General features: G+C 48.9%; 2 tRNA genes and 3 rRNA genes. All 5 read right to left on the bottom strand.

From position 1 onward, the window contains the following. Window positions 1-44: 44 nt before the first annotated feature. Window positions 45-155 (bottom strand): 5S ribosomal RNA (gene rrf / locus K5G00_RS28635). Between the two features lie 101 nt (window positions 156-256). Then, window positions 257-3,056, bottom strand: a 23S ribosomal RNA gene (locus K5G00_RS28630). A 327-nt stretch (window positions 3,057-3,383) separates the two neighbouring features. Then, window positions 3,384-3,457, bottom strand: a tRNA-Ala gene (locus tag K5G00_RS28625). A gap of 82 nt (window positions 3,458-3,539) precedes the next feature. Further along, a tRNA-Ile gene (locus K5G00_RS28620) sits at window positions 3,540-3,613 on the bottom strand. 168 nt (window positions 3,614-3,781) lie between these two features. Then, window positions 3,782-5,303: ribosomal RNA gene (locus K5G00_RS28615) — 16S ribosomal RNA — on the bottom strand. Together the 16S, 23S and 5S rRNA genes with 2 tRNA genes alongside form the textbook arrangement of a ribosomal RNA operon. Window positions 5,304-5,761: the final 458 nt, after the last annotated feature.

The following is a 5,761-nucleotide window of genomic DNA, read 5'->3' as shown; positions in this document are numbered from 1 at the left end:
ACACAATAAAGCCCGTGCTCAAGTAAGAACACGGGCTTCAATAAATTTGGCAGCGACCTACTCTCCCACTTTTACGCAGTACCATCGGCGCTGGCGGGCTTAACTTCTCTGTTCGGAATGGGAAGAGGTGGTGCCCCGCCGCTATAGCCACCTAAAATCTTTATGGCTTACATCTCCTCTTGTAAAGAGATACCAATTTAATATCTTAAGGCAGTTGGGAAAAGAAAAATAAATTTGTCAATACAAGGACCAATTCTTAAAAAAGTTCTCGGGCAATTAGTACTGCTCGGCTTTGCCATTACTGACTTTACACCTGCAGCCTATCAACGTAGTCGTCTCCTACGGCCCTTAAGGGAGATCTCATCTTGAGGTGAGCTTCGCGCTTAGATGCTTTCAGCGCTTATCTCGTCCACACATAGCTACCCTGCAATGCAGCTGGCGCCACAACAGGTACACTAGCGGTATGTCCAACGCGGTCCTCTCGTACTAGTGTCAGGTCCTCTCAAATCTCCTACGCCCACAACAGATAGGGACCGAACTGTCTCACGACGTTCTGAACCCAGCTCGCGTGCCACTTTAATGGGCGAACAGCCCAACCCTTGGGACCTTCTCCAGCCCCAGGATGTGACGAGCCGACATCGAGGTGCCAAACCGCTCCGTCGATATGAGCTCTTGGGAGCGATCAGCCTGTTATCCCCGGAGTACCTTTTATCCTTTGAGCGATGGCCCTTCCATACGGAACCACCGGATCACTATGCTCTAGTTTCCTACCTGATCGACCCGTCGGTCTCACAGTCAAGCACCCTTATACCATTATACTCTACGACCGGTTACCAATCGGCCTGAGGGTACCTTTAGAAGCCTCCGTTACGCTTTTGGAGGCGACCACCCCAGTCAAACTACCCACCACGCAATGTCCTCCGTGAGGAGTTAGGCGCCAAGTAAGCAAAGGGACGTATTTCAAGGATGGCTCCCCGATTCCTGGCGAAACCGGTTCATAGCCTCCGTCCTATCCTACACATCACTTACCCAGAGTCAATGCGAAGCTGCAGTAAAGGTTCACGGGGTCTTTCCGTCCCGTTGCGGGTAAACGGCATCTTCACCGTTACTACAATTTCACCGAGCTCGCGGCCGAGACAGTGCCCAGATCGTTACACCATTCGTGCAGGTCGGAACTTACCCGACAAGGAATTTCGCTACCTTAGGACCGTTATAGTTACGGCCGCCGTTTACCGGGGCTTCGATTCAATGCTTCTCTTACGATAACATCCCCTCTTAACCTTCCGGCACCGGGCAGGTGTCAGGCCCTATACGTCATCTTTCGATTTAGCAGAGCCCTGTGTTTTTGATAAACAGTCGCCTGGGCCATTTCTCTGCGGCCAACCATTCGGTTGGCTCCCCTTCTCCCGAAGTTACGGGGTCATTTTGCCTAGTTCCTTAGCCGCGAATCACTCGAGCGCCTCAGGATTCTCTCCTTGACTACCTGTGTCGGTTTACGGTACGGGCGTCCATGCTCGCTTTTCTTGGAAGGGAATTCATTACTTCGCTTCGCCCGAAGGCTAGGCTCAACGTACTATTCCGTCAGTACCTAGCAACTACTTCCCTCCGTCACTTTTAATGCATGGCCGGCGCAGGAATATTAACCTGCTGTCCATCGGCTTTCCCATTCGGGTACACCTTAGGTCCCGGCTTACCCTGATCCGATTAGCGTTGATCAGGAAACCTTAGTCTATCGGCGAGGGGGTTTCCCACCCCCTTTATCGTTACTTATGCCTACATTTGCTTTTCCAGGCGTTCCAACATAACTCACATTACATCTTCAACACACCTGGAATGCTCCCCTACCACTTGTATTACTACAAATCCATAGCTTCGGTGGTATGCTTATGCCCGATTATCATCCATGCCCAGCCGCTCGACTAGTGAGCTGTTACGCACTCTTTAAATGAATGGCTGCTTCCAAGCCAACATCCTAGCTGTCTCTGCAGCCGGACCTCGTTTGTTCAACTTAGCATACACTTGGGGACCTTAGCTGATGGTCCGGGTTCTTTCCCTTTCGGACACGGACCTTAGCACCCATGCCCTCACTCCTGTAAATCATTTTACAGCATTCGGAGTTTGTCTGGATTTGATAGGCGGCGAAGCCCTCGCATCCAATCAGTAGCTCTACCTCTGCAAAACTATTACAAGGCTGCACCTAAATGCATTTCGGGGAGTACGAGCTATTTCCCAGTTTGATTGGCCTTTCACCCCTACCCACAGCTCATCCAAAAGCTTTTCAACGCTTCCTGGTTCGGTCCTCCATGATGTGTTACCATCACTTCAACCTGGCCATGGGTAGATCACAAGGTTTCGCGTCTAGCGCCACTAACTTTACGCCCTGTTCAGACTCGCTTTCGCTTCGGGTACACCTCTTAAAGGCTTAGCCTCGCTAGTGACGACTAACTCGTAGGCTCATTATGCAAAAGGCACGCAGTCATCCGTATAAATACAGACTCCTACCGCTTGTAAGCGTACGGTTTCAGGTACTATTTCACTCCCCTGTTCGGGGTGCTTTTCACCTTTCCCTCACGGTACTTGTTCGCTATCGGTCTCTCAGGAGTATTTAGCCTTACCAGATGGTCCTGGCAGTTTCAGACAGGGTTTCTCGTGCCCCGCCCTACTCAGGGTACTGCTAGGATAATATTTCTTACGTATACAGGACTGTCACCTCCTTTGGTTGGCTTTTCCAAAACCATTCTACTTCAAAATATGTCTCCATATCGCAGCCCTACAACCCCGGTCATGCCGAAACAAAACCGGTTTGGGCTAATCCCATTTCGCTCGCCACTACTCTGGGAATCACTATTGTTTTCTCTTCCTGTGGGTACTTAGATGTTTCAGTTCCCCACGTTCGCCTCCAGGTTACCCCGGATATCCTAATGGATGGGTTGCCCCATTCGGGTATCTGCGGATCGATTCATATTTGCCAATCCCCGCAGCTTTTCGCAGCTTGTCACGCCCTTCATCGCCTCTGAGAGCCTAGGCATCCTCCGTACGCCCTTTGTAACTTTCTTTTTGAATCCTCGTATTGATTCGTCTTTATTTTTCTTTGTGTCGTCTCATTGTGATTTGACTCATTTTCCCAACATGCCAAAGAACTTTATCAGCTAGTAGTATGTAATGTACAAAGTACCTTTACTTTTCTACCGCTAAACGCAGATAACCAGGGAATCGAACCCTAACATCAGGCACCAGCCTTATCCTGTACAGTTTCAAGTTGCACCTCCATGTTTCAGTTTGTGCTTTTATATAAACTTGTCCTGCTTTGTTCAGTATTTCATTTTTTTTGAACGCTTGCCACTTCCGTGGACTTCCTTTTTTTCCGACTTTTTCAGCCTCCGTGGAGAATAAGGGAGTCGAACCCTTGACCTCTAGAATGCAAATCTAGCGCTCTAGCCAACTGAGCTAATCCCCCGTCTGTTAATCCCAAAAACCAAAAAATTCAATTCTCAAACAATTTCCTTATCTGGCTTTTGATAGTTGGAACTTACCTTTTGTAGTCCCGCCCAGACTTGAACTGGGGACCCCTACATTATCAGTGTAGTACTCTAACCAGCTGAGCTACGGGACTATTTAATCATAGCCCCTAAGCCCCCTTTCCGTTCCCCCAAAGGGGGAAAACCCGGGAACTTTCTCCCTGTTCCTCTCCTCCCTTTCGGGGAGGCCGGGAGGGGCTTTTATATCTTTAAAAAAGCAAGGGCCAAATTGTTAACCTCTTTCGTTTTAACCTAAACTCCAGAAAGGAGGTGTTCCAGCCACACCTTCCGGTACGGCTACCTTGTTACGACTTAACCCCAGTCACTGGTTTTACCCTAGGCCGCTCCTCTCGGTCACAGACTTCAGGCACCCCCAGCTCCCATGGTTTGACGGGCGGTGTGTACAAGGCCCGGGAACGTATTCACCGCGCCATGGCTGATGCGCGATTACTAGCGAATCCAACTTCATGGAGTCGGGTTGCAGACTCCAATCCGAACTGGGATCGGCTTTTGGGATTAGCATCACATCGCTGTGTAGCTGCCCTTTGTACCGACCATTGTAACACGTGTGTAGCCCTGGACATAAGGGCCGTGCTGATTTGACGTCATCCCCACCTTCCTCTCACCTTACGGTGGCAGTCCCGCTAGAGTCCCCGGCTTGACCCGATGGCAACTAACGGTAAGGGTTGCGCTCGTTATGGGACTTAACCCGACACCTCACGGCACGAGCTGACGACAACCATGCAGCACCTTGTAAATAGCCCCGAAGGGAAAGACTGTTTCCAATCTATGCAATCTACATTTAAGCCCAGGTAAGGTTCCTCGCGTATCATCGAATTAAACCACATGTTCCTCCGCTTGTGCGGGCCCCCGTCAATTCCTTTGAGTTTCAACCTTGCGATCGTACTCCCCAGGTGGTTCACTTAATGCTTTCGCTCAGCCGCTTACTGTGTATCGCAAACAGCGAGTGAACATCGTTTACAGCGTGGACTACCAGGGTATCTAATCCTGTTCGCTCCCCACGCTTTCGTGCCTCAGTGTCAGTAATGGTTTAGTAAGCTGCCTTCGCAATCGGCGTTCTGTGTCATATCTATGCATTTCACCGCTACACAACACATTCCGCCTACCTCAACCATACTCAAGACCAGCAGTATCAATGGCAATTCTACCGTTAAGCGGCAGTATTTCACCACTGACTTACAAGCCCACCTGCGCACCCTTTAAACCCAATGAATCCGGATAACGCTTGCATCCTCCGTATTACCGCGGCTGCTGGCACGGAGTTAGCCGATGCTTATTCCTATGCTACCGGCAACACCCTACACGTAGAGTGGTTTCTTGGCATAGAAAAGCAGTTTACAACCCATAGGGCCGTCATCCTGCACGCGGGATGGCTGGTTCAGGCTCGCGCCCATTGACCAATATTCCTCACTGCTGCCTCCCGTAGGAGTCTGGTCCGTGTCTCAGTACCAGTGTGGGGGATAATCCTCTCAGAACCCCTAAAGATCGTCGCCTAGGTGAGCCTTTACCTCACCTACTAGCTAATCTTACGCATGCCCATCTTATACCACCGAAGTTTTAATTATTTTTCCATGCGAAAAAACAATACTATGGAGTATTAATCCACGTTTCCATGGGCTATCCTCCTGTATAAGGCAGGTTGCATACGCGTTACGCACCCGTGCGCCGGTCGCCACCAGACCGAAGTCCGTGCTGCCCCTCGACTTGCATGTGTTAAGCCTCCCGCTAGCGTTCATCCTGAGCCAGGATCAAACTCTCCGTTGTATATATAAAAAGTTTAAATATCTTTCGCTCAGGTTAAATCCTCTTAGAAATTAACAAAGTTGGTACACCTTGCTTTTTTGTGCTTCAAAATTTGAAAGAACTTCCCATAAAAAATCAGCACCCAATCTTTTCTTCCTTAACCAAATGCTGACATCTATGTTTCTCAATATTTTTCCCCGACTTCATCTCTCACTATCACTTCCTATCTACCTCTCTATCCGTCGGAACGTTTTTCCCTTTCGGGGCGGCAAAGGTAATCACTTTTTTATTCCTGCCAAAAAAAACCTCAAAAATTTTAAAAGTTTTTTTTCTTCCCTCGGGACTTATCAAACAACAAACAAACGCTCATTGTTCAAACAATCCTTTTCTTTAAATACTTTCAGTGAACTTTGCCTCAAAAGCGAGCGCAAATGTAAACACCTTTTTCATATCTCCAAAACTTTTTCAACCATTTTTTT

Origin of the sequence: Maribellus maritimus (genome assembly GCF_022267315.1) — a bacterium.
GTDB lineage: Bacteria > Bacteroidota > Bacteroidia > Bacteroidales > Prolixibacteraceae > Draconibacterium > Draconibacterium maritimum.
This window is presented reverse-complemented; position numbering and strand designations above follow the sequence as displayed.